Source organism: Prauserella sediminis, from assembly GCF_014195435.1.
GTDB lineage: Bacteria > Actinomycetota > Actinomycetes > Mycobacteriales > Pseudonocardiaceae > Prauserella > Prauserella salsuginis.
On record NZ_JACIBS010000001.1, the window covers coordinates 1,621,701 to 1,648,017 of the forward strand.

Annotated in this window: 25 protein-coding genes, 1 tRNA gene and 1 pseudogene; 10 read left to right on the top strand and 17 right to left on the bottom strand. The window is 70.1% G+C overall.

The features are described 5' to 3' along the window. Nucleotides 1–8: 8 nt before the first annotated feature. The 3 genes from FB384_RS07310 to FB384_RS07320 all read left to right on the top strand — a co-directional run bounded on the left by FB384_RS07310 (nucleotide 9) and on the right by FB384_RS07320 (nucleotide 4,946). Complete coding sequence (locus FB384_RS07310) at nucleotides 9–1,268, top strand: arginine deiminase (protein ID WP_183785115.1); 1,260 nt, start codon at nucleotides 9–11, stop codon at nucleotides 1,266–1,268. Nucleotides 1,269–1,943: 675 nt separating this feature from the next. Then, on the top strand, nucleotides 1,944–2,507 hold the full coding sequence (locus FB384_RS07315; protein WP_183780600.1) for a ferritin: 564 nt from the start codon (nucleotides 1,944–1,946) through the stop codon (nucleotides 2,505–2,507). A 426-nt stretch (nucleotides 2,508–2,933) separates the two neighbouring features. After that, a complete protein-coding gene (locus FB384_RS07320) occupies nucleotides 2,934–4,946 on the top strand; it encodes a BCCT family transporter (RefSeq protein ID WP_183780604.1) in 2,013 nt (670 codons plus the stop codon). A 142-nt stretch (nucleotides 4,947–5,088) separates the two neighbouring features. On the opposite strand, the gene FB384_RS07325 is transcribed toward FB384_RS07320, so the two are convergent. From FB384_RS07325 to FB384_RS07340, 4 genes are all read right to left on the bottom strand, one after another. Next, nucleotides 5,089–5,964, bottom strand: coding sequence for a hypothetical protein (locus FB384_RS07325; RefSeq protein ID WP_183780607.1), 876 nt, complete (start codon nucleotides 5,962–5,964; stop codon nucleotides 5,089–5,091). Continuing rightward, on the bottom strand, nucleotides 5,948–6,475 hold the full coding sequence (locus tag FB384_RS07330; protein ID WP_183780610.1) for a SigE family RNA polymerase sigma factor: 528 nt from the start codon (nucleotides 6,473–6,475) through the stop codon (nucleotides 5,948–5,950). Before FB384_RS07330 ends, FB384_RS07325 begins: the two co-directional genes overlap by 17 nt. A 141-nt stretch (nucleotides 6,476–6,616) precedes the next feature. Further along, nucleotides 6,617–6,976 (bottom strand): DUF952 domain-containing protein, encoded by a 360-nt coding sequence (locus FB384_RS07335; protein ID WP_183780613.1) that lies wholly within the window; start codon nucleotides 6,974–6,976, stop codon nucleotides 6,617–6,619. A 13-nt stretch (nucleotides 6,977–6,989) separates the two neighbouring features. Next, nucleotides 6,990–7,856, bottom strand: a complete 867-nt coding sequence (locus FB384_RS07340) for a DUF5926 family protein (protein WP_183780617.1) — start codon at nucleotides 7,854–7,856, stop codon at nucleotides 6,990–6,992. A 73-nt stretch (nucleotides 7,857–7,929) separates the two neighbouring features. Between FB384_RS07340 and FB384_RS07345 the strand changes: the two genes are divergently transcribed. Next, nucleotides 7,930–9,105 (top strand): cytochrome P450, encoded by a 1,176-nt coding sequence (locus tag FB384_RS07345; RefSeq protein ID WP_183780620.1) that lies wholly within the window; start codon nucleotides 7,930–7,932, stop codon nucleotides 9,103–9,105. Nucleotides 9,106–9,129: 24 nt separating this feature from the next. Here FB384_RS07345 and FB384_RS07350 read toward each other — a convergent pair whose 3' ends face one another. From FB384_RS07350 to FB384_RS07395, 10 genes and pseudogenes are all read right to left on the bottom strand, one after another. After that, entirely contained in the window at nucleotides 9,130–10,062 is a 933-nt protein-coding gene (locus tag FB384_RS07350; protein WP_183780623.1) for a DUF4328 domain-containing protein, read from the bottom strand. Between the two features lie 5 nt (nucleotides 10,063–10,067). Continuing rightward, complete coding sequence (locus FB384_RS07355; RefSeq protein ID WP_183785117.1) at nucleotides 10,068–10,418, bottom strand: rhodanese-like domain-containing protein; 351 nt, start codon at nucleotides 10,416–10,418, stop codon at nucleotides 10,068–10,070. Nucleotides 10,419–10,507: 89 nt separating this feature from the next. Next, entirely contained in the window at nucleotides 10,508–12,283 is a 1,776-nt protein-coding gene (locus FB384_RS07360; protein WP_258936460.1) for a sodium/solute symporter, read from the bottom strand. Nucleotides 12,284–12,326: 43 nt separating this feature from the next. Then, on the bottom strand, nucleotides 12,327–12,944 hold the full coding sequence (locus FB384_RS27280; RefSeq protein ID WP_183780626.1) for a hypothetical protein: 618 nt from the start codon (nucleotides 12,942–12,944) through the stop codon (nucleotides 12,327–12,329). Nucleotides 12,945–12,950: 6 nt separating this feature from the next. Continuing rightward, nucleotides 12,951–13,802: a LytR/AlgR family response regulator transcription factor gene (locus FB384_RS07370; RefSeq protein ID WP_183785120.1), complete on the bottom strand. Its 852-nt coding sequence runs from the start codon at nucleotides 13,800–13,802 to the stop codon at nucleotides 12,951–12,953. A 52-nt stretch (nucleotides 13,803–13,854) separates the two neighbouring features. After that, the gene (locus FB384_RS07375) at nucleotides 13,855–14,697 is read right to left on the bottom strand and encodes a S49 family peptidase (RefSeq protein ID WP_183780629.1); all 843 of its coding nucleotides are present in this window, start codon (nucleotides 14,695–14,697) and stop codon (nucleotides 13,855–13,857) included. 799 nt (nucleotides 14,698–15,496) lie between these two features. Then, nucleotides 15,497–16,759, bottom strand: a pseudogene (locus FB384_RS07380) (sensor histidine kinase); the annotation flags it as partial. Between the two features lie 93 nt (nucleotides 16,760–16,852). Continuing rightward, on the bottom strand, nucleotides 16,853–17,746 hold the full coding sequence (locus FB384_RS07385) for an Fpg/Nei family DNA glycosylase (protein WP_183780632.1): 894 nt from the start codon (nucleotides 17,744–17,746) through the stop codon (nucleotides 16,853–16,855). 5 nt (nucleotides 17,747–17,751) lie between these two features. Next, the gene (locus tag FB384_RS07390; protein ID WP_183780636.1) at nucleotides 17,752–18,192 is read right to left on the bottom strand and encodes a DUF983 domain-containing protein; all 441 of its coding nucleotides are present in this window, start codon (nucleotides 18,190–18,192) and stop codon (nucleotides 17,752–17,754) included. Nucleotides 18,193–18,318: 126 nt separating this feature from the next. Beyond that, nucleotides 18,319–20,238, bottom strand: coding sequence for a sigma-70 family RNA polymerase sigma factor (locus FB384_RS07395; RefSeq protein WP_183780639.1), 1,920 nt, complete (start codon nucleotides 20,236–20,238; stop codon nucleotides 18,319–18,321). A 221-nt stretch (nucleotides 20,239–20,459) separates the two neighbouring features. Here FB384_RS07395 and FB384_RS07400 point away from each other — a divergent pair. The 3 genes from FB384_RS07400 to FB384_RS07410 all read left to right on the top strand — a co-directional run bounded on the left by FB384_RS07400 (nucleotide 20,460) and on the right by FB384_RS07410 (nucleotide 23,078). Next, nucleotides 20,460–20,535 (top strand) — tRNA-Gly (locus FB384_RS07400). A gap of 228 nt (nucleotides 20,536–20,763) precedes the next feature. Further along, entirely contained in the window at nucleotides 20,764–22,437 is a 1,674-nt protein-coding gene (locus tag FB384_RS07405) for an ABC-F family ATP-binding cassette domain-containing protein (protein ID WP_183780642.1), read from the top strand. A gap of 2 nt (nucleotides 22,438–22,439) precedes the next feature. Beyond that, nucleotides 22,440–23,078 carry a TetR/AcrR family transcriptional regulator gene (locus FB384_RS07410; RefSeq protein WP_183780645.1) on the top strand — a complete coding sequence of 213 codons (639 nt, stop codon included), beginning with the start codon at nucleotides 22,440–22,442 and terminating at the stop codon, nucleotides 23,076–23,078. A 312-nt stretch (nucleotides 23,079–23,390) separates the two neighbouring features. On the opposite strand, the gene FB384_RS07415 is transcribed toward FB384_RS07410, so the two are convergent. Further along, nucleotides 23,391–23,942: an HD domain-containing protein gene (locus tag FB384_RS07415; RefSeq protein WP_183780648.1), complete on the bottom strand. Its 552-nt coding sequence runs from the start codon at nucleotides 23,940–23,942 to the stop codon at nucleotides 23,391–23,393. Nucleotides 23,943–24,062: 120 nt separating this feature from the next. Between FB384_RS07415 and FB384_RS07420 the strand changes: the two genes are divergently transcribed. Both FB384_RS07420 and FB384_RS07425 read left to right on the top strand, forming a co-directional pair. Further along, nucleotides 24,063–24,314 carry a type II toxin-antitoxin system Phd/YefM family antitoxin gene (locus FB384_RS07420; RefSeq protein WP_183780651.1) on the top strand — a complete coding sequence of 84 codons (252 nt, stop codon included), beginning with the start codon at nucleotides 24,063–24,065 and terminating at the stop codon, nucleotides 24,312–24,314. Further along, nucleotides 24,311–24,571: a Txe/YoeB family addiction module toxin gene (locus tag FB384_RS07425; protein ID WP_183780654.1), complete on the top strand. Its 261-nt coding sequence runs from the start codon at nucleotides 24,311–24,313 to the stop codon at nucleotides 24,569–24,571. Before FB384_RS07420 ends, FB384_RS07425 begins: the two co-directional genes overlap by 4 nt. Nucleotides 24,572–24,604: 33 nt before the next feature. On the opposite strand, the gene FB384_RS07430 is transcribed toward FB384_RS07425, so the two are convergent. Then, the gene (locus FB384_RS07430; RefSeq protein ID WP_221212664.1) at nucleotides 24,605–24,994 is read right to left on the bottom strand and encodes a hypothetical protein; all 390 of its coding nucleotides are present in this window, start codon (nucleotides 24,992–24,994) and stop codon (nucleotides 24,605–24,607) included. 35 nt (nucleotides 24,995–25,029) lie between these two features. Here FB384_RS07430 and FB384_RS07435 point away from each other — a divergent pair, with 35 nt between their 5' ends. Then, the gene (locus FB384_RS07435; RefSeq protein WP_183780659.1) at nucleotides 25,030–25,590 is read left to right on the top strand and encodes a MarR family winged helix-turn-helix transcriptional regulator; all 561 of its coding nucleotides are present in this window, start codon (nucleotides 25,030–25,032) and stop codon (nucleotides 25,588–25,590) included. A gap of 139 nt (nucleotides 25,591–25,729) precedes the next feature. Here the strand turns inward: FB384_RS07435 and FB384_RS07440 are convergent, their stop codons facing one another. Beyond that, on the bottom strand, nucleotides 25,730–26,305 hold the full coding sequence (locus FB384_RS07440; RefSeq protein WP_183780663.1) for a dihydrofolate reductase family protein: 576 nt from the start codon (nucleotides 26,303–26,305) through the stop codon (nucleotides 25,730–25,732). Nucleotides 26,306–26,317: the final 12 nt, after the last annotated feature.

Genomic DNA, 26,317 nt, shown 5'->3' on the forward strand with positions numbered 1-26,317 from the left:
CCAACACGATGACCGGCCCGGGCACGGACGACACCACGACGATCGCCCCGGGCGTCGACAGCGAGGTCGGCCCGCTGCGGTCGGTCCTGCTGCACCGGCCCGGCGGCGAGCTCACGAGGCTCACACCGCGCAACAACGACCAGCTGCTCTTCGACTCGATCCCGTGGGTCGAACGTGCCCAACAGGAACACGACGCGTTCGCCGAGGTGCTCGCCTCACGTGGCGTGGAGGTGCTGCTGCTCGCCGACGTCCTCGGCGAATCGTTGGCCGATCCACGGGCGCACGCCGCAGGGGTGCACGCCGCGGTAGATGAACGCCGACTCGGCAGCGAGCTGGCGGACGCGCTGCGCTCCCACCTGTCCGGCCTCGGCGCGGGCGCGCTGCGCGAAACGCTGATGCGTGGGATGACGTTCGAGGAGCTGCCTGCCTCCGAAGGCGCATCACTCGTACGGAAGATGCACCACGCGCACGACTTCGTGGTCGATCCGCTGCCGAACCTGCTGTTCACGCGCGATTCGTCCGCATGGATCGCCGACCGGGTGGCGATCTCGTCGCTGGCGATGCCCGCCCGGAGCAGGGAAACGGCGCTGCTGGACCTGGCGTACGCGTACCACCCGCGGTTCCGCGGTGCCTCGCGTGCGTACGGCGCGCATTCGGCTCCGGTCGAAGGCGGCGACGTGCTGTTGCTGGCGCCGGGAGTGCTGGCCGTGGGCGTCGGCGAACGGACGACGGCCGCGGGCGCCGAGTCGCTCGCGAGGTCGGTGTTCGCCGACGGCATCGCGCACACGGTGCTGGCCGTCCCGATCGCGCAGAACCGCGCGACCATGCACCTGGACACCGTGTGCACGATGATCGGCCCCGACGCGGTCGTCATGTACCCGCTCGCGCGCGACTCGCTCGTCGCCTACACGATGCGGCCGGGTGACGACGTCGCCGCCGACGGCGCCCGGGAGCTGCGCGTGGACGGACCGGAACCGTTCCTCGACGCCGCGGCCACCGCCATGGGCATCGATCGGCTGCGCGTGATCGACACCGGCCTCGATCCCGTCACCGCCGAGCGGGAGCAGTGGGACGACGGCAACAACACGCTCGCGCTCGCGCCCGGCGTGGTCGTGGGCTACGAGCGCAACACCCAGACGAACGCACGCCTGGAGGAAGCGGGCATCGAGGTGCTGGCCATCGCCGGTTCCGAACTGGGCTCGGGACGCGGCGGCCCGCGCTGCATGTCCTGCCCCATCGCCAGGGGCCCACTGCCCAGCGCGTCCTGAACACCCTCATCGGCGCTCCCGCACCGGCGCTCCCGCATCGACGCGCTCCCGCTCCGGTGGCCGCCGCACCGCGGCCACCGGAGCGGTGACGTCGGGGCGGCGACGACCGGAACGGTGATCGGAGCCGGAATCAGCCGGGACGGAGACGGCCGGACGGTGCCACAGGACCGGTGACGCCGGGGGCCGCGCAACGGTGACGGCCGAACGGTGGCGCGAACGGTGGTGCCGGAACGGGCCTGTCGGGACGGTGCCTGCCGGGAGCGCGCTCGGAGTCGGCGGCCGCCGGAGTGAAGCCCCCTCAGGGCGGCGGCCGGGGTGCAGCGACCGCCGAGGCGGCGCCGCTCGCGTGGCGACTGCCGGAACAGTGCCTGCCGGGATGAACCACCGCGACCGGGGAGCCTGCCCCCAACGGCCGGAAGCGCTCGCGGCGACCACCGACCGACCCCGAACCGGTGATCTCTCAGCGGGATGCCCATCGCGGACCGTGATTCATTCCCCGAATGAGGGACAATCGACAGACTGAGACGTAATTAAGCCTCACCTAAGTAAATTCCAGAACTTAGGTGAGGCTTAATTTATTTAGCTCATCCTTGGCTAAGGAATTGTAGGCAAATGCGCTCCGGATCACCAGCCCCCGGGTGGAAAAAAGTAGAACCCGGGGCGTACATTGAATGCATGCCCACCACGACGAAGAAGCAGAATTCCCAGCAGCCGCGTTCCAAGTTCTACGAATTGCTGCAGGGTCAGGTCCACAACGAGTTCCACGCCTCGCAGCAGTACACCGCGCTGGCCGTGTGGTTCGACAACGAGGACCTGCCCGAGCTCGCGAAGTTCTTCTACGCGCAGGCCATCGAGGAGCGCAACCACGCCATGGCGCTCGTGCAGTACATGATGGACACCGACCACCACGTGACGATCCCCAGCACGGGCGAGGTGCGCAACGAGTTCTCCAATGCCAAGGAGCTGGCGGAGCTGGCCCTGGAGCAGGAGAAGGAGGTCACCAGCGACATCAAGACGCTGACGAAGGCCGCCCGCTCCGAGGACGACTTCCTCGGCGAACAGTTCATGCAGTGGTTCCTGAAGGAGCAGGTCGAAGAGGTCGCGACGATGAGCACGCTCGTGAACGTGTTCGAGCGCGCCGACGGCAACCTGTTCGAGGTCGAACGGTTCGTGCACAAGCACCTGCAGAGCGACGACGCCGACGACGACATGCCGGAGGTCGCGGGCGGCAAGCTCTGACGCTTCCCGTCGTGGCACACGCAGCGTTCTAGAACCGGAAGGGGCGGCGCCCCTCGCGGTCGATCCTGATCACGGATCAACCGCGAGCGGAAGCGCCGCCCTTTTCGCATTCTTCGCAAATTCCATGAGGGAAGGCTCACCTCACGGCACGCTAACTGCGAACCACGGGAAAGACGACCCGGCTTCGTCCGCATTCGGCGGTTGCCACGGTTCACCACAACATTCGCTCCTAGCCGATCTCCGTCCCCGGCCAAGGCGATCACCGGGACGACCGGCGGCCCACTCATCCGTCGCCCGAACCGAACGAGGTAACAACATCGCCCCCTTTCGACTTGACCAGTCGTGTTTCCACCGCCACCGTAGGTTTCGGACACAAGGAGCATCTGCGCTCGGCTGACGACGTGGTCGACGGAAAGCAGGGGCACCATGAGCGAGTCAAACAGCGGTCACGGCGGACCTTCCGGCGAGGAACCGGCCCCACCCGGCCAGGCCGTCGAGGGAAGTATCGCCCAGGCCGACGCCACCCATGACGAGATCGAGGACGAGCTCCGCAGACAGGGCGTTCGGCTGGGACGAGGTGGGATCGCCCCCTCCGTCTTCTGGCCGAGCCTGATCGTCGTCGCGGCTATCGCACTGTTCTCCATCATCGCGCCCGAAACGGCCGGAAACCTGTGGAACTCGGTGCAAGGCGAGATCGTCACCGGGTTCGGCTGGTTCTACACGCTGGCCATCGCCGGATTCGTACTCTTCGCGATCTTCCTCGGGGTCAGCCGCTTCGGCGACATCACCCTCGGCAAGGACGGGGAGGAGCCCGAGTTCGGGCTGTTCTCCTGGTTCACCATGCTGTTCGCCGCAGGCATGGGGATCGGCCTGGTGTTCTACGGGGTCGGCGAGCCACTGACCTTCTACTCCGACCCGAAGCCCGGTGTCGACGGCGGTTCCGCCGAACTCGCCTCGCAAGCCATGGCGCAGACGTTCCTGCACTGGGGTTTCCACCCCTGGGCCGTGTACGTCATCGTCGGCCTTTCGCTCGCCTACGCAATTCACCGCAAAGGCCGCCCGGTGTCCATCCGCTGGGCGCTGGAACCGTTGCTCGGGGACAAGGTCAAGGGCTGGCCCGGCGACGTGATCGACGTGCTGGCCATCGTCGGGACCTTGTTCGGTGTGGCGACGTCGCTCGGACTCGGCGTGACCCAGGTCGCCAGCGGTCTCAGTGAGATCGGTGTGGTCGACGAGGCGAACAATCTGCTGCTCGTCGTGCTGATCGTGGCCATCACCCTGGTCGCGATCGTGTCGGTGGTCAGCGGGATCGGCCGTGGCATCCGCTGGTTGTCGAACTTCAACCTGTCGCTGGCCGGGGTGTTCCTGATCGCCGTCCTGCTGCTCGGACCGACACTGTTCCTGGCCAGGGACTTCGTGCAGTCGCTCGGGGCCTATCTCGCCAACGTGCTGCCGCTGACGTTCGACGCGTTCGCCTACACCGGCGACGCGGGTATCGAGTGGGCAGGCAGCTGGACGATCTTCTACTGGGGCTGGTGGATCGCCTGGGCCCCGTTCGTAGGCGTGTTCATCGCGCGTATTTCACGAGGTCGCACGGTCCGTGAGTTCGTCGCCGGCGCGCTGCTCGTGCCCACCCTCGTCGGTTTCCTGTGGTTCACGGTGATGGGTGGCACGGCCATCGACCAACAGCAGCGGCAGGGTGACCTCGTGCCCGAAGGCGGAGTGGTCGCCGAGGAGGCACTGTTCAACACGCTGCAGAACCTGCCGCTGGGACTGATCCTGTCGGTCATCGCGATCATTCTGGTGGTCATCTTCTTCGTCACCTCCTCGGACTCGGGTTCGCTCGTGGTCGACATGCTCGCTTCCGGAGGGCACCCCGACCCGCCCATCTGGAGTCGCGTGCTGTTCGCATCCCTCGAGGGACTCGTGGCCATCGGACTGCTGCTCGCGGGCGGCGACGAAGGGTTGTCCGCGTTGCAGGCCGGCGCCGTTTCCACCGGGCTGCCGTTCGCCGTCGTGCTGGTGGCGATGGCGGTCGCGTTGTACAAGGCGCTCAACTCCGAGCACCGCGCGATCATCAGAGCCGAACGGCGCATCTACCGCCGCGAACTCGCCGGGGAACTGTCTCAGGACTTCGACCGGCACTTCGGGGAGCAGGTCGACGACCGCATCGACTATGCACTGTCGACCACGACCGGAATCTGGAACCGGGCGGACAAGCGCACCCCGATCAGTACGTTGTCCCGCGCTCGGCGGCGTGGCAAACGCCAGCGTTCCTCCGGGGGCCCCTCCGACGAAGGCGGTCCGTCCGGTGGAGGCGGTCCGTCCGGCGGAGGCGGGCCCTCCGGCCAGGGTGGGCCCTCCGGCGGAGGCGGGCCCTCCGGCCAGGGTGGGCCGTCCGGCGGAGGTGGTCCGCCCGGAGGTGTGGCGCCGGACTAGCCCACGCCCGTACGGCCGGGCCCGCTCCCCGCGAGCGGCCCACTCTCGACAGCGGCCCACTCCCGGCAGCAGCTGACTCCCGGCGAGTGGCTCGCTCCCGGCGAGTGGGCCGTTCGCAGCCGGGCGACGGTACGGCCGCTTCTCAGCAGCTGACGTCGGGGTTCGGCACGGTCAGCCGCAGCGTGACAACCTCGTCGGCCTCGACACCGAAGACGTACCGGGAATCCGCTTCGGGGTTCTCGCGCGCCCACCGGCCGTCGTCAGAGCGTTGCAGCTCCGGGTAGGCGCGGTTCAACTGCTCCCACGACGACCCGACGACGATGCGTTCCGGTGTCTGCGCGGCGTCGGCCTGGAACCGCACGATGCCGTGCCCGCCGCGGACGGCGACCCGCGAGATCGCGGGGTCGGCCACCTCGTACGAGCGGCATTCACCCTGAGCGGGCGGCCCCTCTCCGGGATCCATCGCGCCGGTGGACACCGCCTCGTCGTAGGTCATCAGCAGGTGCAGGGGTTCTTTCCCCGATTGTCCGAGTGTGGGTGGTGGCTGCGGTTCGCCCGCCTCGGTGCTCGTCCCCGGCGGCGGATCCGCGGGCGAAGGGCCCGGCCGTGTCGACGTCGGTATCGCCGGGGGTGCACTCACGGGGGAACTCGGCCGGGACTCCCGCGTCACCGTCGGCGCCTCCGACGTCATCTGTTCGCTGCGCGGGCCCTCGTCGTCCGATGCCGGAGCGCCGCTCGAGTGCACGATGCCGCTGGAACGGTCAGCAACCGCGACGTCGCCGGGGCGAGGCTCGCCGCCGGCCCCCGCCAGTGCCAGTCCCCCTGCCACGGCACCGACCATCACGAACACACCCGCGCCAGCACTGAACGTCGCGCGCCTCCGCCTGCGACGGCCGGCACCGGCGACGATCGCACCGGGGTCGGGTGCCCGACCGGCACCGAGTTCCGCGCTGCCGAACAACCGCCGCAGCCCCTCACGGACCTCCGGGTCGTCGCGGTCGTCACCCGTGCCCGTCATACACCGCCGCCCTCCCCGCTGCCTCCGGATCGTCCTCACCGAGCCGCCCGCGCAGCGTCGCGAGCGCCTTGCTGGCCTGGCTCTTGACCGTCCCGGCCGACACGCCCAGCGAACGGGCGATCTCGGCTTCGGACAGTCCCTCGTAATAACGCAGCACGACGACCGCACGTTGCCTCGGCGGCAGATCTTTGAGCGCCTGCCACAGCGGTTCGTGTTCGAACGGGTCGGAGGGCGTCGCCGCGCCGGTCTCCGGCAGCTCAGCGACGAGGTTCTCCCGCCTGAGTTTGCGCCAGCGGCTGATGTGGGCGTTGGCCATCGACCGGCGGACGTAGGCGACCGGGTCGGCGGTTTTGCGCTGCACGTTCGCCCAGCGCGAGCCGACCTTCTCGAGCACCGTCTGCACCAGATCGGCGGCGTCGTGCGGGTTGCCGGTCAGCGCGTGCCCGTAGCGCATCAGCCCGGTCAGGTTGGCCTCGACGAAGTCGCCGAAACCCGTGAGGTCGTTCGCCACGAACGTCCTCCCTCACTTCAACCCGCCCGCCGTGTCCAAACCGCTGCCGCGTCCGGACCGCTGCCGTGTCCGAACCGCTGCGTCCGCGCCCGCAGCGGCGCCCGGCCGGGGCCGAATGCCGCGGCGAGCACGGCCGCCCTGTCAGGCCGGATACTCGTGCAGCGCCTTCGGCAGTCGGAACGTTCCGTCCAGTTCGGGCGGGAACGCGCAGGTTCGCGTGACAGCAGCGGCCGGTATCGGACCGTAGACGTGCGGGAACCACGGTGCACCCGGTTCGGGCGGATCGGCGGGCTCCCAGCGCAACGGGACGTCGAGGCGGGCCGGGTCGATCACGAGCAGGATCAGGTCGGTGCGGCCGGCGAACACACGCTCGGCCGGAAACTGCACGGTGCCGAAATCGCTGCAGTGCACGAACCCGACGTCGTCGAGCGAGGCGGGCCGGTACTCGCCGTCGCCCGGGACCGCGGCCCAGTCGGCCTCGGGACAGATGTGGAGGATCATCGCCGCACCCGACTCAACGCAGCGTGAACTGGCGGCCGATCAGGCCGTCGCGGGCGCGGCGCTCGGCGGCGTCCAGCGGTGTGTCGTCGAGCGAGGCGAACGCCTCCTGCAGTCGCGTGCCCAGCGCCTTGGCTGGTTCGACCCACTCGCGGGCGTGTGCCTCCGGGTCGAGGTCCCACACCGGAACCAGCAGCCCGTGCGCCCGGAACGAACCGGCGAACTTCGTGTCCTCGCCGAGCGTCAGCGTGCCCGCGGCCGACAGGCGCGCAAGCGCTTGCATCAGGCGGTTCTCCTCGGCGGGCCACACCCACCGCAGGTGCGCCTTCTCCCCGGCCAGCACCCAGTAGGCGCCCGAGTCGAGACGTTCGGTCGGCATGATCGCCTCGTTGGCGCGCTGCAGCGACATCGCGACCTCGCCGGTCGGTTCCTCGCCCTCGGGCAGCCACCAGGAGAAGTCCTCGTGCACCTGGACGTCGAGTTCGGCCGAGGGGTCGAGCAGATCCTGCAACCGCTCGCCCGGCTGCGAGGGGCTGCGGGTGTCGGCGACCGACAGCACCTGCCCCGGCTGCGCGGTCAGCGCCCACGACAACGCCCTGCCCAGGTCACGGCTGATGTCGCCGGAGCGGGTCTGCACCTGCAGTCCGACGTACACCTCGCCGTCGCCGCGCACGAACGCGGCCGCCGCCATGGGCAGCACCGACGCGATCGTCACCGTGCGGTCGCTGTGCTCGCCGGCCAGCGGCAGCGTCGCGGTCGCGGACGGCACGAACTCGCGCATCGCGATGAGCTCCGGCTCCGCCGCCAGGCCCTCGAACGGCCGCCCGACGAATACGTCGCGGACCTTCTCCTTGCGCTCCTTCTTCCGCGCGGCTTTGCCCACTGCGCTCGCCTCCCGGTCATGATTCGCCTGGCGGAAAACGCTACTCGACCGGCGATTCGGCTACGGTCGGCGGGTGTTCGATCCTGCCGACCCGGCCTTCCTCGCCGATCCGTACCCCGAATTCGCCCGCCTGCGCCGCACCGGCGGCGTCCACCACCACGACGGCCTCGGGCTCGCCGTGGCCGTCTCCCACGAGGCCGCCTCAGCCGTGCTGCGCAACCGATCGCTGGGCCGCATCTGGACGGACGCCACGCCGCTGGAACAGTTCGCCTCGTTCAACATGCTCCACCGGAACTCGCTGCTGGAGAACGAACCGCCTGCGCACACCCGGTTGCGCAGGCTCGTGCAGTCGGCGTTCGCGCGCGGGCACGTGGAACGGCTGCGGCCGACGGTGCAGGCGTTGGCCGCACGAATGGTCGACACGCTGGCGACCGCGATCCGGGAGGACGGCGAGGCCGATCTGCTGGAGCACCTGGCGCAGCCGTTGCCGGTCGCGGTGATCGCCGAGCTGCTGGGCATTCCCGAGGAGGCGGGACCGCAGCTGGTCGAGTGGAGCAACGCGATCGTCAAGATGTACGAGTACGGCCTGCCCGACGACAAGCGGGCCGAGGCCGAACGCGCAGCCGAGGCGTTCGCCGGCCACCTGCGCGGCCTGGTCGACGAGCGGGCAGCCTCGCCCGGCGACGACCTGTTGAGTCATCTGGCGGTCGGTGAGCTGACGGGCGACGAGGCCGTCGCGACCGCCGTGCTGCTGCTGATGGCCGGGCACGAGGCCACCGTCAACGTCATCGGCAACGGCGTGCGGGCGCTGCTCGCCCACCGCGACCAGTGGGATCTGCTGGTCGCCGACCCCGGACTGGCCGACACGGCGACCGAGGAGCTGATCCGGTTCGACTCGCCGTTGCAGCTGTTCGAGCGCACGGCCACCGCCGACGTCGAGATCGCGGGCTTCGCCGTCCCCGAAGGTGGGAAGATCGCGGCGCTGCTCGGGGCTGCGGCGCGGGACCCCGAGGTGTTCGAGGAGCCGGACCGGCTCGACATCACGCGGGAGAAGAACCCGCACCTGGGTTTCGGCGGTGGCATCCATTACTGCCTGGGCGCCCCGCTGGCGCGGATCGAGATCGCCGCGGCACTGGAGGCCCTCGTGACCCGGTTGCCCGAGCTGCGCTTCGCCCGCGAACCGCAGCGCAGGGCGGAGTTCGTCATCCGCGGTCTGCGGGACTTCCCGGTGACGGTGCCGGCCGCGTGAGAAACGCCCACAGCGGAAGAGCCGTCAGCGGGTCGAGGTCTCCGGGCGGGGACGTCGATCCGGTTCGGGGGCGCCTGCCACCTTGACGACCTGTCGCAGCGCGAGCACGTCGGCGTCGACCGGGGACAACAGTCGGGTGATCCGGTTGACGAGCACCACCGTGACGATCGCCAGCCCAGCGGCGCAGGCATCGGTCAGCGCGCTGAGCACCACGCCGTCGGCGTCGGCCTGCACCCCGTCACGGAGCCGCCACACGACGGTGACGACGGCGAGGACGAAATTGGCGCACCAGGTCGCCCACCAGGCCAGCACCAGCCGCGACGGCCGCGGCCGCTCGTGGGCGGGCCTGCGCAACGCCGCGTGTTCCAACTCGGCGATGATCGGTCCGGCCAGCAGCACGTTCATGCCCGGTACGAGTGTGCCGACGAGCACCTGCCACGCAGGCCGGGGCACGTCCTGCCCCGCGTCGGCCGCGGCCACCGACCGTGCGACGAACAGCCACCACAGCGCCGCACCCACGGCGAGCAGCGCCATGATCGGCGTCATCAGTGCGAATGCCAGCACGAACGCGTCCGACGTGCCCACGACCGCCGGGCTCAGCGCCGACGTACGGCTCTGCAGCAGGAGCACGTACCGCCAGACCTCGGCGATCGCTGCGAGCCCCGCCAACGCGGCGAGCGCGATCAGCAGCGTGACAGCGTTCCTGCTGGTCGAACGCAGCCGCTGGCGGGGCTGCATACCTCCGGACGCGGTTCCTGGCACCGCCGTCGACGGGCGCCACACGAGGTTGGGGAAACCCCAGCGCGGCGGGGACGGGTACCGCGGCGGGCCGGTGTACGGCCTGCGCCGCCCGCGCGGGCGCGGGCGGGCCTCGCCCGGCGGGACGGTCGCGACCCACCGCACGCTCGGCCTCGGCTGCCTGCCCTGCTGCCGGTTCGGGTACCTACCCGGATGCATCGCGGCTACAGCACCTCGGGTTCCGCCGCGTCGTGATCGGTTTCCAGCGCGCGGCCCTCGGTCTGCCAGGACTTCATGCCGCCCGCCACGTTGACGGCGTCGACCAGGCCTGCCGCGTTGAGCCACGCCGTCGCCTGCGCGGACCGACCACCGGTGCGGCAGATGACGTACACGGGACGGTCGTCGGGCAGTTCGGCCAGCTTGTCGGTACTGGCCGGCAGGTCGCCGAGCGGGATGTGCACCGCGCCGGGTGCGTGACCCGCGGCCCATTCGTCGGCCTCACGGACGTCGAGCAGCACCGCGCCGTCGGCGGGCAGTTCGGACACGCGTGTCGTCGGGATCTCGGCTGGGTTCACCACGGCCCCATCGTCGCACGAACCGCGTCACTCCCGCGTAGGAGCGAGACCCCACCCACGCGGCGGGCACCGGCCGGGGGCATCAGCCGCTACTTGCGGTGGCGGCCCTGCGTGGTGCGGGTGTGTTCCTCGGCGCGCCCGAATCGCTGCACGGCGCGGTCCCGCATGAAGCCCAGCGGGTCGGGTGCGTGGAGTCGCAGCATGACGGCGCCGACGTCCTCGGGGACACGACTCGAGGTGGCGGTGCTGACGAGCACGGTCAGGCCGAACGCCACCGGCACGGTGACCAGCGCGGGCTGTTGAACCAGCCACGGCGCCCAGCCGCCGGTGTGGGCGGACACCGCGTTGAGCACCACCGCCAGCAGCACGAGACCGCCGCCGGTGCACATGCCGACCATCGCGCCCAGCCACGTGAGCCGCCGCCACCAGATCCCGAGCACGAGCAGCGGCGCGAACGTGGACGCGCCCAGTGCGAACGACATGCCCACGCTCAACGCCAGGTCGTCGATCGGCAGCGTCACGGCCAGCGCCACGGACACGGCCGCGACGCCCACGCTCGCCACCCGGTAGTCGCGCACCTTGCCCGCGAGCAGGTCGGTGGCGATCACCCCGGACATGCTGGACACGAGGCCGGACGCCGTCGAAAGGAACGCGGCGAACGCACCCGCGGCCAGGAGCGCGGCGAGGATCTGCCCCGTCACGCCCGACAGCATCGCCGTCGGCAGTGCGATCACGGCCGCGTCGGTGTCGCCGGTTATCAACAGCTCCGGGACGAACATCCGCGACAGCATCCCCAGCATCACGGGGAACAGGTAGAACAGCCCGAGCAGCAGCAGCACCTGCACGGTGGTGCGCCGGGCGGCCTTCCCGTCGGGGTTGGTGTAGAAGCGGGACAGCACGTGCGGCAGGCCCATCGTGCCGAGCAGCAGCGCCAGCAGCAGCGAGTACGTCGACAGCAGCCCGGTCAGGTCGGTGCTCGGCAGGAGCCAGTCGATGTTGGCCGACTTCGCCTGGTCGACGGTCGGGACGGCCGAGCCCCCGGGGAACGTCAGCTCGGCGCCCGCGTCGACGGTGTGCTCGGAGCCGGCGCGCCACGTGGTCCAGCCCGCGTCGCCGGAGCCGTCGTCGACGTGCACGCGGGTCGGGCTGTCGACGCGCAGGGTCACGTCCGTGTCGACCGTGACCGCGGTGCGCGCGGCGAAGTTCGGCGCTGCGGGTTCGTCGAGGCTGCCCGCCGACCCGGGAGCGCCCGCACCGCCGGTGACGAACACCGCGCACAGCACGAACGTCGGCGCGGCGATCGCGAAGAGCTTGAACCAGTACTGGAACGCCTGCAGCAGCGTGATGGCGCGCATGCCGCCGCCCATGACGTTATAGGCGATCACCACCGTGACCAGTACCGATCCTGCCCACGCCGGTGCGGGCATGATCATCGTCATCGCGAGGCCCGCGCCCTGCAGCTGCGGCAGCAGATACAGCACGCCGATGAACACCACGAACCACGTCGACGCGGTGCGCAGCGTCGGTGAGGACAGCCGCGCCTCCATGAAGTCCGGCAGCGTGTACGCGCCCGACCGGCGCAGCGGCCCCGCGACGAACAGCATCAGCGCGAGGAACCCGGCCGTGAATCCGATGGGGAACCACAGCGCGTCGGCACCTTCCTTGAGCACCAGTCCCGCGACGCCGAGGAACGAGGCCGCGGAGATGTACTCGCCCGCGATGGCCGCGGCGTTGCGCCGCGAGCGCACGGTACGGCGGGCGACGAGGAAGTCATGGGTGCTGCGCGCGAACCGCGAGGTGCGGTGACCGAGATAGAACGTCACCACCACGACCAGCGCGACGCTGACCAGGGCCCACGGGTTCACCTGTACGCACGCCTTCCTCGCGGAGTCTCCCGGCGGCTCGGCGTCAGTTCTCGATCATGTTCACGAAGTCCCGCTCGCGCCGCTCGGCCAGCCGGTTGTACCACAGTCCGACGCCGAACATGAGCGGGAACGGCGCCACGGCGAGCAGCAGCCACGGCAGTGGGAGGCCGGCGAGACGCAGCTCGGTGACGGCGGGCGCGACGTAGAACACGGCCGGGATCGCACACAACACCGCGAGCACCAGCAGCCCGAGCAGCACCGCCGTGCGCAGCTGCACCTTCACGAGGTCCTTGATGAGCAGTTCGCCCCAGCTGGTCTGCTGCTCGAGTTCGACCCGCGCGCGCAGGCTCGTCGACGACCGGCTCGGCTCGGCCAGCACGACACGCTGCCTGCGGATCCGCGGCTGCCGGGGTTCGGAGGCGCGGGGTTCGGAGGCACGAGACTCCGTGGTTCGGGACGCCGCGGCTCGGGACGCCGAGTGCGATGTCGCCGCATGGGAGGGCCCCGACCGGGACGACCGTGGTTCCGGCGACCGCTGCGACGGCCGCTGCACGACCGGCTCGGGCGCGAACGGTTGCGCAGGTTTGCCGAGCGTCGGATCCGGTTCGCGGATGCCACCCGGCCTGTCCGCCGGCTCCGGTGGGTCCGTCGCGTCCCCCACGGCGCGTCACCCCGCTCGCGAGGAGCCGACCAGTTTGTCCTTGAGCGCCCGCGTGTGCCGCCGGGACACGGGCAGCACCTTCTCCTCGTCGCCCAGCACGACCTGGTAACCGCCCTGGGCCATGCGCAGTTCCGTGATCAGCGGCAGCGCGACGAGGTACGACCGGTGGATGCGCACGAACCCGGCCCCGCCCCAGCGTTCCTCCAGCTGGGCCAGCGGAATGCGCACCAGGTGGCTGCCCTCGGTGGTGTAGAGCCGTGCGTAGTCACCCTGCGCCTCGACCCACCGCACCGACGAGCGGGGGATCAGCTTGGTCGTGCCCCCCAGCTCGACGGGGATGACCTCCTCGTCGCCCCCGGTCGCATCGTCGACGACCGGTTCGCCGGCCGCGCCGCCACCGGGCGTGCGGGCGGGCTGCGAGTCGAGCTTCTCGAGCACGCGGCCGATCGCCTTGTCGATCCGTTCCTGCCTGGCCGGTTTCAGCACGTAGTCGACCGCGCCGAGATCGAACGCATCGACGGCCTCGCTCGCGTAGCCGGTGACGAACACCAGCACCGGTGCGGGGTTCAGCGACGCGAACACCCGCGACATCTCCATCCCTGACAACCCGGGCATGTTGATGTCGGCGAACACCGCGTCGACCGGCGGCAGGCCGGCATCCTTACGCCGGTTGATGTCCTCGTCCTCGGATCCCAGCAGCCGCAGCGCCTCGGACGCGTCGACAGCGGGTATCACCCGGCCGACCACCTCGTTCGACTCGAGACAGTGCCGGAGCTGGTCAAGGCCGGGTAGCTCATCGTCAACCGCCAGGACGAGGAGCTTTCGGTTGTCATCACGAGCACTCACAGTGAGCGTTATCCTGCCGTGAGTACAGCGCGACTGTCTACACCGCTCCGGGCGAAACTCGGTGTCATAGGCCGAAACGTGACCATGCGGCGCGGTGTTCGAGCGCCGACAGCACCGCCGCCGCGGGTGCGCCCAGCCCCAGCCGCGCGGCCAGCGACTTCTTCGGCTCGGCCACCACGACCTCGGCATCCGGGTAGCGCTCCGACACCACGTCGCGCAGGTTGCCCACGCGGTCGACGAGGCCGAGGTCGGCGGCGCGCTGACCGAGCCACACGTCGCCGGTGAACAGGTCCTGCTCCGCCGCAAGACGGCTGCCGCGACGCTCACGAACCCACTCGGTGAACAGGCCGTGCAGGTCGTCGTGCACGCCCTTGAGCCACTCGACGTCCTCGTCCTTCTCCGGGCTGAACGGGTCGAGCCTCGCCTTGTTCTGTCCCGCGGTGTGCAGGCGGCGCTCGATGCCGAGTCGGTCGATGAGCCCGGTGAACCCGAACCCGCCGCTGATCACACCGATCGAACCGACCTGCGACGTGCGGTGCGCGACGATCTCGTCCGCGGCGCAGGCGAGCCAGTAGCCGCCGGAAGCGGCGACGTCCTCGCAGAACGCGATCACGGGCACGCCCTTCTCGTCGGCCAGTTGCCGGATGCGCTCGGCGATCAGGCCCGACTGGGTGGGCGCACCGCCCGGCGAGTTGATCTGCAGCGCGACGGCCTTGAGGTTGTCGTGACTAAAAGCCCTGGTCAGCGCCGATTCAACGGTCGAGAGGTTCAACACTCCCCTGCCGACCGGTGATGCGTGCTGCGTGATGATGCCGTGCAGCTTCACGACTGCGACGACATCGGAGTCCCTGCGCTCGATCCGGTCCCCTACGACGGGAATCCGACCCGCCAGCCCTCTCTTTGCCATGCTCCCCACCGTAGCCACGAGCGGCCCGCCGGGTGGCCGGCGAAACCCGGACGGGTCGATCTCGGCGCCGTGCTCAGCCGGACCGCTGCCCTGACGGTGGTTCGGGTTCGTCGTCGGCCCGCCGCTGCCGGCCGCCGCTCTTGCCACCGCGGGCTGCCGCCTGCGCGGCGCGCGCGGCCTGCTTGGCCTCCGACGCCTCCCGTGCGACCGGTCTGCGCGAAGGCTGCGAGGACGTCTGCCGCGATCCCTGCGCGGCGGGAGACGCCTCCGCGGGAGGCGCGGCAGGGGGCTGCTGCGTCGACGGAGGCTGCTGTGTCGACGGGCGCTGCGGTGCCTGCGCCGTCTGCAGTGCTTGTGGTGCTTGCGGTGCGGCCGCCGGGGTCATCCCGGGATGGGTCGAACCGCGTCGCCCCGGAGCCCCACCGGGCTGGCCGGGCGCGCCGGGGGGTCCTGCCGCCGGCGATCCCGCCGGTGGCGGGCCGGTTCGTCCCGGTCCGCGCTGCGCGGGTGCCGACGGCGGCGGTGCAGCGGCGCCGGACGCGCCCGCGCCCGCAGGATCCGCACTCGGCGACTCGGCACGCGACACCTCGGCATGTGCCTGCTGCGGATGCGAATATCCGGCGGTCGCAGAGCCGGAGCCCGCGGAACCGGAACCCGCGGCACCGGCCATCGACGTACCGGCACCCGCGCCTGCAGTCGGGACGCCGGCACCACTCGGGGTCTGGGCACCGGCACCGCCGGTGCCCGAGGCCACCGCGGTCTGTCCGTTCCCGCCCTGCCCGGCCGCACCGCCCTGCCCGGCTGCACCGTCCGGCGCGGCCAGCAGTGCCTCGTCGTCCGCGCTGCCCTCGGTGGCGAACTTCAACATGTCCGGCCGCACGCCGCGGACGAACTTCGGCACCCGCATCGTCACCTTCATGCCCGCGCCGGGCGCGGTCTCGACGATCAGCGAGTAGCGGTTGCCGAACACCTGGCTCATCCGGCGGTTGATGCCGGTCAGCCCGATGTGCGCGCTGGAACGCGAGTCGCGCATGCCGTCGAGCTGCTTCGGGTCCATGCCGACGCCGTCGTCCTCGACGCTGATCTCGGCCTCGGTGCCGTAGTCCTGCGCGGTCACGGTCACGGTGCCGCCGCCGGGCTTGTTGGCGATGCCGTGCTTGACGGCGTTCTCGACCAGCGGCTGGATCAGCAGGAACGGCACGACGACCGACTGCACCTCGGGTGCGATCTTCAGCCGCACGCCGAGCCTGCCGCCGTACCGCGCGCTCTCGATGGTCAGGTAACGGTCGATGTTGCGCAGCTCGTCCGACAGCGTCGTGAACGTGCCCTCGGTGCGGAAGCAGTAGCGCGTGAAGTCGGCGAAGTCCTGCAGCAGTTCCCGCGCCTCTTCGGGGTCGGTGCGGATGAGCGAGGAGATCGTGTTCAGCGCGTTGTAGACGAAGTGCGGCGAGATCTGCGCCCGCAGCGCCTTGATCTCGGCCTGGTGCAGCTGATGTTTGGTGTCCTCGAGCCGCGCCGCTTCGAGCTGCGTGCCGACGAACCGCGCGACCGCGTCGGCCATCTGCACGATGCGCTTGCCACGGGTCTTGCCGACGACGATCAGCACCGCGTCGGTCTCACCCTCCACGATGAGCGGCACGAGAACGGCGGTGCGCATTTTGCAGGTGCCGCGGTGGTTGCACGGCATCTTGTCGTGCGAGACGACCTCGCGACGGTGTTTGCGGATGCAGGTGCCGATGGTGTCGACCAGGTCGACGTAGTGGTCGTTGGCCTCGCCGTCCCAGGCCAGCAGCGTGCCCTCACCGTCGGTGATGCCCACGGCGACGCCTTTGAGCAGCTGCAGCAACCGGCTGGTCAGTTTCTCGGCCGCGGCCTGGTCGAGTCCCTCCCGGAGTTCGAGCGGGGCCTTCGCCATGACGTACACGGCCTCGAGCACGGCGTCATCGATCGCGCTGGTCGGTTTGCGCCGCTTGAGCAGCACGACCGCGAGCGCGATCACCAGCAGCGCAATGATCGCCCCCAGGACGATCGGCACGGTCAGCTGCTCGGACACGGCGTCAATGCTGGAGGGTCACCGGCCCGGTGGCAAGGCCCGCAAGAGTACTTCGCGTATCCGATTCGACACGGCGCGTCATGGGCCACGTGGGCGACATACTCACTTGACGAGCCGTGACAACCGCCGATCGGCGAGTGGTTTGCCGCCGGTCTGGCACGTCGCGCAGTACTGGAACGCCTTGTCGGCGAAGGACACCTCACGCACGGTGTCGCCGCACACCGGGCACGGCAGGCCCGTGCGCCCGTGCACGCGCAGCCCGGACCGTTTCTCGCCCTTCAACCGCGCAGCGTCCTGGCCGACGGAACGCGTCACGGCGGCGGTGAGCACGCCGTGCAGGGCGTCGAACAGCGCATCGAGGTCCTCGGAGGTGAGCCTGGCCGGTGTCGCGTACGGCGACAGCCGCGCGGTGTGCAGGATCTCGTCGGAGTAGGCGTTGCCGATGCCGGCGATCGTCTTCTGGTCGGTCAGCACGGTCTTGATGCGGCGCGTCTCGCCGGTGAGCAGGGATTCCAGGCGGTCGCGGTCCAGCTCCAGCGCGTCGGGCCCGAGCGCGGCGATGCTCGGCACGTCGGCAGGGTCGGCGACGATCCACGCGGCGAGGCCCTTCTTGGTGCCCGCCTCGGTGAGGTCGAATCCCACGTGCCTCGGCGCGGCGTTCGACTCGCCGCCGGACTCGTCGGCGGACAGGTGCGTGCGCAGGGCCAGCGGGTTCTTGCCACTCGGCCGGGGCGGCTTCGCCGGAAGGTCGTCGGACCACCGCAGCCAGCCCGCGCGGGCGAGGTGGACGATCAGGTGCAGGTCGCCGCACTCGAGGTCGAGGTGCTTACCGTGGCGCCCCGCACCGGTGACCTCACGTCCCCGCAGATCCGTGTAGGCGGGCGTGACGGTTTTGAGCACGCTCAGCGACACCACGTCGATCCGAGTCACCGCGCGGCCGACCGCGTGCTCGCGCAGATGGTGTGCGAGCGCTTCGACCTCGGGTAACTCGGGCACGGCGGCTACTCCACGGGATGCAGCGGACCCTCGAAGTCCGGTAGGTCGTATTGGGAGATCGACTTGGCGATGCGCTTCACCTCGCCGCCGATGTTGAACACGCCGCTGACCGTGCCGACCCAGCGTTCGGACGGGTGGTCACCGGCCGGGTCGCCGTCGGTTTCGGCAACGACCGTCCACGGCCTGCGCAGCACCCATCGGAGCGGGAAGAACAGTGCGACCAGCAACAGCCCGTACGGCACGAACTGCGGGATGACCAGGCGGTCCGGCATCGTCAGCAGCAGTGCTCCCGCCAGCGCGAATGCCACGCCCGCCATCATGACGCCCGGCGTGTAGTTGGCGGCGGCGTCGTGTTCGAAGTCGTCGGCGGTCGCCGGTTGACGCCACTCCATGTGCGCCCGGATGACCCATTCCCGGCCGTCGTTTCCTCGGACCAGCCGGTTCATCACGTTCCTCCGCAGCCCGCCGGTGTTCCTGTCCGTGACAGTTCCTGTGTCTCCACGTGCCGGAGTCCGGGAGTTCCGGACTCCGGAAGCGCCGGTGTCTGTCGGTAACAGACGTTACCGGGAGTGTCACTCTCCGCGGAAGTGGGCGGCGGCCGGTTTCCGGCCTTGGTGGTCCGGCTCCGACTTCGAAAGCCGGTGGTCGAAGCCGCCTGACCGGTCGTCCCCACCGCGGTCGGCGCGGTTGCCGGCACTGTTGCCCGCACTGTTGTCGGCTCGGCTGTCGACGTGGTTGCCGGCATTGCCACGGCCAGCGTCACCGCGGTCGGTGTTGCCGTGGTCTGTGTTGGCGCGGTCGGTGTTGCCGCGGTCGGCGCGCGGCGCGGGCTCCTGGGCGCTGCGGACTCCTGGACGTTCGGTCGGCCGGCCGAACCCGACGCCACGGTCCCGCTGAGACTCCTTGACCTTCTCGGCCCACGCCTGCGCCAGCCGCTTCGCCACCGGAGCGTTACCGCCGGACCTGGCCTGCTTCCGAGGTGGGCCGGCGTTGCGGCCCCGGTCGGCGCGGTCCCGGTCGGCTTTTGCGCGCACGCCCAGGTCGGAGCGCGCGGTGTCGCCTCCGGCCCGGTCGGCGGTGTTCGCCTCGCCGTCGGAACGGGCGGCCCCCTCGGATGCGCCGTTGCCCCCGGGTCGGCCGCTGTCCTTGGATGCACCGCTGCGCCCCTGCGGTTCGTTCCCACGGTCGCCGCGGGGCCCGGACTGCGCCGGACGCCGGGGCTGCGCAGCGTCGCGGCTCCGCGGTGAGTCCCCGGAATCGGCTGCGGGCACGGTGTAGTCGGTGTCGGCCATCGGCGCACGTTCGCGGTCGGCCCCGGATCCGAACTCGCCACGGTGCGCAGCGCCGTCACGTTCGGCAGCGTCAGGTTCGGCAGCGCCACGGTTCGCAGGACCACGGTTCGCAGCGCCGTCGTGCTCGGCCATGCGGTCGACGTCGGGGGCGGCCGGTGCGGGTTCGACGAGCTGCAGGCCGCCGCGTGACCCACCGTGCAGTCCGATCACCTGGCGTTCGTCCCCTTCGGGAAGCCCGGCGACGCCGGCAACTCCCGCCGCGCCGACCGCGACCGTCGAGGCAACCGCGAGCCCGACCTTCACGTGGCCGCTCAGCGCAGCGAGACCGCCTGCGGTGCCGGATACCGCGCCCGCCGTCGACCCGGCTCCGGCCGCGGACCCCGCCACCGAGGACACGGCCCCCGAGGCCGCTCCGGTGCCGCCCCAGTTAGCGACGACCCCGGCCGCTGGCACGAGCAGTACCAGCACGCCGGCGTGCGAACGCAGCGAGGAGCACACGTCGCGCAGCTCGTCGTGCGTCGCGCGGCACGACGAGCACGCCGCCAGGTGTGTCTTGACCTTGCGCGCCTCGGCGCCGGTGACGCTGCCCGCGGTGTATCCGCCGAGCTTCTCGACGATCGTGCGGCAGCCGTTGTCGCTGCGCCCGGTCGCGAGGTGGGCTTGCAGGTACGCGGCGCGCAGCCCGATCCGCGCGCGGCGGGCGAGCGCGGCCGTCGCGTTGGGGCTGAGACCGAACTCGGGCGCGACGTTCGCCGGCTGCACCCCTTCGACCTCGGTCTGCCACAGCACCGTGCGCCACCGCTCGGGCAGGCTCGAGAACGCACGCGTGATCAGTGACGCCTCGGCGGTGGAGCTCTGCGTGTCCGCACCCGCGCCGACGCGGGTCGTCAGCTCGTCGTCGCTGACCGGGACGTCGCGGCGCGCGGCCTGCCACTCCCACGTCACGCGGCGCGCGACGGTCAGCAGGTATGCACGGACGTTGTCCTTCGGGCCGTTGCCACGGCGGACCGCCTGCAGCACCCGGAAGAACGTCTCCGCGGTGATGTCCTCGGCCTCGGACCCGTCCCGTGCCAGCCCGCGGGCGAGCCGCCGGACCGAAGCCACATGGAGTTCGAACAACTCCCCGAACGCGTCTTCCTCACCTTGTCGTAGCCGCTCGAGCAGCATCGCCTCGTCGGTCGCGGACACCGTGCGTTCCATTCAGCCAGCCACCCCCTAAGGCCTGCCCGGACCCCCTCGCCACGCGCAGGCACCAGTTGAATGTTGAACACGATACGGAGAGTGGAGCCGTTACGTCACCCCTCTGCCAACCCCCTGACGCCAACGTGTAAAGTTCTGGGGCGTAACGGGGAAGGCACGCCGGAACCGAATACACCGAGAACTTCATCAAGTGGACAAGTCCACATGCGGACTCCACACATGCGGACGTAGCGCAGCTGGTAGCGCATCACCTTGCCAAGGTGAGGGTCGCGGGTTCGAGTCCCGTCGTCCGCTCCACCGAAGAGGCCCTCGTGCAGTGCACGGGGGCCTCTTCTCGTGCTCGAACCTCCACGTGCGGGACCTCCCCGTAGCCGGACCCTCTCGTGCCGAACTCTTCCGATGTGAGCCTCGTTTCACCCGGGCTGATTCACGTCTCCGGACCTTCGTTCACCCCGGTTTCCGGCACCGCCCGTCACATCACCCGCGTGCGACCTGCATTTATCACAGCTGTGATAATTTCGAGTCATGGCTCATCTCGACGTCGCAGCCGTGGGCTACTCGCTCCCCGACGGCAGGCCGCTACTGAGCGATGCCACGCTGCATCTCGGCTCCGGCGAGCGGATCGCGCTGATCGGGGCGAACGGAGCGGGCAAGAGCACGCTGCTAAAGATCATCACTGGCGAGCTCGCCCCTGATACCGGAGCGGTCGCCCGCGAAGGCCGGCTCGGCGTGATGCGCCAGTTCGTGACCGGAACGACCGTGCGGGAGCTGTTGCTGTCCGTCTCCCCACCCTCGATCAGACACGCGTCCGAGCGGCTGGCGCGCGCCGAAGCCAGGATGACCGAACGGGACACCACGGACACCCAGCTGACATTCGCGTCGGCGCTCACCACCTGGGGCGATGCGGGCGGCTACGACTCCGAGGTGTTGTGGGACGTCTGCACGACGACAGCGCTCGGACTGTCGTTCGACGAGGCCCGGGATCGACCGGTGGACACGCTCTCCGGTGGGGAGCAGAAACGGCTCGTCCTGGAAGCGCTGCTCAGAGGGCCCGACGAACTGCTGCTGCTCGACGAGCCCGACAACTCGCTCGACGTGCCGGGTAAGCGGTGGCTCGAACAACGACTGTCCGAGACCGACAAGGGCGTGCTCTTCGTCAGCCACGACCGCGAGCTGCTGGCACGGACCGCCACCGGCATCGTGACGCTCGAGCTCGGTACAGCAGGCAACACGACCTGGCTGCACGGGAGCGGCTTCACCGACTATCACCGGGCCCGCGCGAACCGTTTCGAACGCCTGGAGGAACTCCGGCGGCGCTGGGACGAGGAGCGGGAGAAGCTGCGCTCCCTGGTGCGGTTGTACAAGCAGAAGGCCGCCTACAACTCGGACATGGCCTCCCGGTACCGGGCGGCGCAGACGCGGTTGGAACGGTTCGAGCAGGCCGGACCACCTCAGCAGAATCCTCGGGAGCAGCAGCTGGCAATGCGGTTGCGCGGCGGCCGGACCGGAAAACGGGCGCTCGTATGCGAAAGCCTGGAGCTGACCGGTCTGACGCGTCCGTTCGACGTGGAGGTCCGGTACGGCGACCGTGTCGCGGCGCTCGGTTCGAACGGCTCCGGCAAGTCGCACTTCCTCCGGCTACTCGCCGCGGGCGGCACCAACCCGGAGCCGGGGCATGCGCCGGTGAGCGGCATGGCGATCGATCCGGTGCAACACAGCGGTTCGGCACGGCTGGGCGCGCGCGTCCGGCCCGGCTGGTTCGCGCAGAACCGGGGGCGGCCGGATCTCGTGGGGCGGAGCCTGCTCGACATTCTGCATCGCGGTGACGAACACCGTGCGGGAATGCCACGGGAGGACGCGGCCAGAGCGCTCGCCCGCTACGAACTCGCCAGGGCTGCCGAGCAGCGCTTCGACGCGCTTTCGGGAGGCCAGCAGGCCAGGGTCCAGATCCTGCTGCTCGAACTGGGCGGGGCGACGATGCTGCTGCTGGACGAGCCGACGGACAATCTCGATCTCGTTTCGGCCGAAGCGCTGCAGCAGGCGCTGGACGCGTTCGCAGGCACGGTGATCGCCGTGACCCATGACCGCTGGTTCGCCCGCGACTTCGATCGTTTCCTCGTCTTCGGTTCCGACGGGACGGTCGGCGAAAGCGTGGCTGCCGTCTGGGACGAGCCGACAGCCGAACGGAAAGGGACCTGACCATGCCGCCACGGATCGAGCCCGAACACAGGCGCCGACAGGTGATCGAGGCCGCGTTCCGCATCGTCGTCGCGGCCGGGCTGGAAGGGTTGTCGCTGCGCAAGGTCGCCGAGGAGGCCGGGCTCAACATCGGTTCGGTCCGCCACTACTTCGACGGGCACCTCGACCTGCTCGCCGCGGCCGCACAGGAGGCAGGCGACCGGATGGCCCGACGGCTCGCGAAACATCCGGTCGAACAGCTCGGGGAGTTGCGAGGCTCCGATGCCCTCGATGCGGTTCAGGCGCTCATCGAAGAGGTACTGCCACTCGACGAGCAGCGGCGCGACGAAACGATCGTCGTGGTCGAACTCGTGATGGCGTCCCGGACCAGACCTGTGTTCCACGAGATGGCGGAACGCATGGGAACGGACCTCGCCGATGTACTGCAGATGGCATTGCAGGCGCTCGGTGTGCGTGCTCCCGGAACGGAGAGCGCCCGATTGGCGGCACTGATCAGCGGCATGACCGTCGAGGCGGTCACCCCGCACAGCGAGTTCGGGCCGGATGTCATCCGGGCGACACTTCGGGCGCAGTTGGAAGCCCTGGTCCCGGGTCCGACGGCGAGCGCGGGGAGTACCGGTTCGCTCGAAGACACCCCGTGATCGACGTGGAGGACATCGATGTGAAGGACAATGAGAAGAGGCCCCGTGCGGCGCACGAGGCCTCTTCCACTGCTCCCCCTCTGTTCCCCTCCGGTCCCCGCGGCCCGGTTCCTCCCCCTCGTGATTCCCCCTCGAACCGGGCCACGGATTCAGCGAAGCGACCGCCCACCGTGTCGGCGTCGGGATCGTGCCGGGCGCTGCGCTGTGACCATGCGTCCACGATGTCGCGACCACGGGCGCCCGGGCTTCAGGGAAACCCCGCGATCGGGGCGAGTGAAACTACTCAGGTTTCGCGGGCGGCCCGCGGGCTCGTCACTCGCGCCACGCCAGCGGCGACAGGGTGAGCGCGGCTTCGGCGACCCGGCGGGCTGTGGTCGTGGTCAGGGTCCGCTGGGCACTGTCGATCCACTCGCCGGTGCCTGCGACACCGATGTGACGGTATTCGACGGCCTGGAGCAACATTTCGAGCTTGTCGGCGTCGCGGGCGCAACGGGCTTCGGCGCTGGCCGCGTTCTCGTACTCGTCGACGGCGCCGCGCACGCTGTCACGGGCGGGCTGCGGCAGTGCGGACGTCTGGTCGGCGGTGATCCGCCGCGGGTCCGGCTTGTCGACGTACGGTTTCGCCGAGTGGGGCAGGTCGCCGGTGCGGGTCTCCTGCGTGTCGTGCCACAGTGCGAGGTAGGCGGCACGTTCCGGGTTCGCACCCTCCTCCGTGGCGAGCAGGCCCGCGAGCTGGGCGACGCGCATCGTGTGCTCGGCGACGGACTCCGGGTCCCGCACACCCGCCTGCCACCAACCGGCACGGCGGATGCGCTTGAGCACGCCGAGTTCGTACCCGAACGCCGCGAGCCGATCACCACTCATGAGCCGCCGAACCTCCACCTGCCGTCGTCTACGCCGAGGTTAGCGAAAGACTGCCGCCTCCGAGGTTGACCACCCGGCCGACAGGCGTACAATTTTCCGTACAGGTTCGGGAGGTTACCGATGCGAACGATGAGCTACTCCGAGTCTCGAGCGAAGTACGCCGAGACTCTCGACTCCGTGGTCGACGACCGCGAGGAGGTCGTCATCACACGCGCAGGCCACGAGCCTGTCGTGATGGTGTCGCTCGACGACTACGAGTCGCTGAAGGAGACCGCTTACCTGCTCCGAAGCCCGGAGAATGCCCGCAGGCTGGTCACGGCCATCGAGCGACTCGAGTCCGGCGGCGGCGAGCCGCACGACCTCGTCGAATGAAGTTCGTATGGGACGAGTCCGCATGGGCGGACTACCTGTGGTGGCAAACCGAGGACCGCAAGGTCCTCAAGCGAATCAATACGCTCATCCAAGACATCGCGCGCAACGGAAACGAGGGAATCGGCAAACCGGAAGCCTTGAAACACGGCTTCCAGGGATACTGGTCGCGACGTATCACCGATGAACACCGCCTCGTCTACAAGGTCATCGGCGACGAGATCCGCATCGCCGCCTGTCGCTACCACTACGGCAAATGACCACCCGAGCTGGAAGCCCAAAACAGGTGACCCTCAGCGGGTGATCGGCTCGCGCAGCAGTGCAACGGTCGACGCGGCGGCGGCAGCCAGCCACACGAGCGGACCGGACAGACCTCCCAGCGGATCGACGTGCCCCGGGACGACCATGACCGGAATGAAGATCGCGTCGACGGCCCCGAGTACGAGCAGGTTCAGCCAGTACCCCCGTCGGCTGTTCGTCCGGTTCATCGTGATCGCGACCGCGATGGCCTGACAGCCGAGCACGACGGCGCACGCGAAGAACATCGCACTCTCGGCAGCCGCCTCCGCGGCCGGCGCGAGGAGACCGGCTCCGGCCAGCATCGACACTCCGAGACCGACGTGGAGCACACCCCAGAGCACGTACAGCCCCGTGGCGACAACCGACCACCTCAGTTGTTTCACGGCGTGAATATTACACATCGTGTAGTATTTCGGGAATGGCGGACGCAGCGGAACGGAACTCGAGGGCACCGGCCTCGGAGCCGGCCGAGACAGGCGGGGTGAGCGCAGCGGCCGGGACCGTTCCGACAGGGCAGTCGTCGGAACCGGACGTCGCGGGCCCGGCGGTCCTGGATGCGCTGCGCGCCCTGCACGCCTCGCACGACGTGCTGCTCGAGCGGGTCGCCGAGCGGTACGGAATCGGGCGCAACGATCTGCGCTGCCTGGAGATACTCGAGCGCGAGGGGCCGATGCGGCCGCAACACCTTGCCGAGCGGAGCAGGCTCAGCCCGGCGGCCATCACCAAGGTCGCCGACCGGCTGGTCCGCTGCGGCTTCGTCGTCCGGCAGACCGACGAGGCGGATCGTCGCGGCTACGTACTACGCGTCTCGACCGGCCACGGCCGGCTGCGCGCCTCCACCTGGGACGCTGTCCGCGCGGACGCGACGGCGGCACTCGGCGAGCTCTCGCCCGCCGAGGCCGCACTGCTGGTACGCATCGCAGCCGCGTTGACCGACATCAACACCCGCCACGCCGAGCGACTCGAAGGCCCGACATGAGGGGCGGCCACATGAAGGTCCGCGCATTCGAACCGGCAGATGAACGACCTGCACCGCAACACGCTGCCGGAAGCCCGCGGCACACACCCGGACCTGCTGCCGTTCCTCGGGCCCGAGAGGGCCGCCACGTGAGCCCGCGTCACGACCCGGCCGACGGGCGTTTCGGGCGGTAGACGCGGCCGAAGCTACGCGGGCTGTCGTCGTGGACGTCGACGAGTTCCCAGTCGACCCTGCGGCCGCCGGGTACGTCGAAGATCCGCACGCCGTCACCGAGGAACACCGGCGCCACGAAGACCTGCAGCTCGTCGACGAGGTCGTGCTCCAGTGCCTGCCTGGCGATGTCGGCACTGATGATCTGGATGTCGGCCTCGCCCGCGATCTCCTGCGCCCTGCGGATCGCCTCCACGACGTCGCAGTTCATGGCGGTGACGTTCGGGTCGTCGGCGAGCTCCTCCGGCCGGTGGGTGAGGACGAACTCGGTGCCGGACCACGCGCCGCCGTAGGGCTCGGACGTGAGCTCGTCCCGTTCGCCTCGCTGAGCCTGTGCGGCGTCGTAACCGTCGCGGCCGGAGATGATCACGGCGACCTCGCCCGCCATCCGTTCGACCGCACCCTCGGCCAGCGGTTCCGCGGCCGACATCCAGCTCATGTCGTGTCCGGGCCCTGCGATGAACCCGTCGATCGAACACGTGAATCCCCAGGCGACCTTGCCCACATTAGCTCCCGC